This window comes from Rhodococcus chondri (assembly GCF_036327435.1).
GTDB lineage: Bacteria > Actinomycetota > Actinomycetes > Mycobacteriales > Mycobacteriaceae > Rhodococcus > Rhodococcus chondri.
The window spans coordinates 1-1,604 of sequence record NZ_JAUZMZ010000353.1; the positions used below are offsets into that span (position 1 = coordinate 1).

The 1,604-nt window shown below is 68.8% G+C and carries 3 protein-coding genes; 2 read left to right on the top strand and 1 reads right to left on the bottom strand.

Annotated features, from left to right (window positions below; all coding sequences use genetic code 11):
* Positions 1–42 precede the first annotated feature (42 nt).
* A complete protein-coding gene (locus tag Q8814_RS26040; protein ID WP_330154816.1) occupies positions 43–174 on the top strand; it encodes a hypothetical protein in 132 nt (43 codons plus the stop codon).
* An 18-nt stretch (positions 175–192) separates the two neighbouring features.
* Here the strand turns inward: Q8814_RS26040 and Q8814_RS26045 are convergent, their stop codons facing one another.
* Entirely contained in the window at positions 193–627 is a 435-nt protein-coding gene (locus Q8814_RS26045) for a hypothetical protein (RefSeq protein WP_330154815.1), read from the bottom strand.
* Positions 628–882: 255 nt separating this feature from the next.
* Here Q8814_RS26045 and Q8814_RS26050 point away from each other — a divergent pair, with 255 nt between their 5' ends.
* Entirely contained in the window at positions 883–1,317 is a 435-nt protein-coding gene (locus Q8814_RS26050) for an Rv3143 family two-component system response regulator (RefSeq protein WP_456239123.1), read from the top strand.
* Positions 1,318–1,604: the final 287 nt, after the last annotated feature.

A 1,604-nucleotide genomic window follows, 5' to 3' on the forward strand; every position in this document is an offset into this window, starting at 1 on the left:
GTGGTGCCGGCGAAGAGTGCTCTGTCCGAGCCCACCCTCACCATGTCGGCGGGACTGCGGCACAGCTGCGCGGTGACCGGCGACGACCTCTACTGCTGGGGTGAGAACAGCAACGGAGAGCTGGGCATCGACTCCACGACGCCCAGCTCCGTGCCGATCATGGTGCCGCTGTGACCGGTAATCGACGGGAAGTCAGACCAACGGGTCCCCGGACGCGCCCGCCTCCTCGCTCGACGGGTCGTAGTGCTCGTGGACATCCATGTAGCCGTCGCCGTCGGTGTCGTGCACGACCCAGTCCACCGCGCCGTCACCGTCGCTGTCCGTGAGCTCGACCTCGGCCATTCCGTCGGCGTCGGTGTCGAGGTAGGTGGTGTCCGGGCGCCCGTCCCCGTCGGTGTCGACCTCCTGCATGTCGTAGTACCCGTCCCCGTCGGTATCGGTGAGCAGAACGTCGACCGCGCCGTTGCCGTCGGTGTCGTAGCCGACCTGCTCGGCGATGCCGTCGCCGTCGAGATCGACCGCCACGGTGTCGATGATGCCGTCGCCGTTGCTGTCGAACCGGATCTGTGTGCCCGTACCGGTGGATCCTGCGCTGGTGGGTCCTGCGCTGGTGGGATTTCCGCTCATTCGAACTCCTGGTGTCGATGGCCGGGTGCTCGCCCGGGTGCTGTCTCGGTCTCGTAGACCAGATGCAGCGAAGTGCCGAAGTGTTCCCGGCGATCTTGCGCAGCCCGACGACTCCTTCGGGTGTCGGTTGCGACCGCACCGATCCCGGGGGAACGAACTCCCCGGTGACCGACAGCGGTGACCGGAGGAGCGACACGGCCGACGAGCGCGACCGGTTGTACACGGGCGGGTGTTCGAGCCTCTAGCATCGGGCTCGTGACCGACGCGCCTGCCCGCACCAGCCACCGCACCCCGCTGCGCGTCCTCGTATACAGCGACGACGCGACCGTACGGGAGCGCGTGATGGCCGCGCTCGGCACCACCTTGCACCCGGATCTGCCGCCCCTCGAATACGTCGAGGTGGCCACCGCGCCCGTCGTGATCGCGAACCTGGACGCCGGCGGGATCGATCTGGCGATCCTGGACGGGGAGACCGCGCCCGCCGGTGGACTGGGAATCGCGCGGCAACTCAAGGACGAAATCGATCCGTGCCCGCCGATAATGGTGCTGATCGGCCGGGCCGACGACGCCTGGCTCGCCTCGTGGTCGCGCGCCGAGGCGGCGGTGCCGCACCCCGTCGATCCGATGCGGTTGGGACGCGAGGTACTGCGGCTGCTGTTGCCCCCCGCGCAGCAACGTCCCGCCACCTGATCCGGGCGGAACCACAGCACGGAAGCCGCAGCACGCTACTGCTTTTTCGCCGATCGGCCGCGCCGACACGCCGGGGGTAAGTCCGCACCCGAATCCGGGACAAGTCCGGCGCCGACGCTACTAGTGTGTGTGCCGTGGCTCACAGCACGCCGAGGGTCCTGGGGGATGTGCCCGGGGCAGCGCCACGCGACCGGGAATCCGCGCGCAGCACCGGAGGTGAGCATGAACGTCTATGTACCGATCCTGGTGCTCGGGGCACTCGCGGTCGCGTTCGCGGTGTTTTCGGT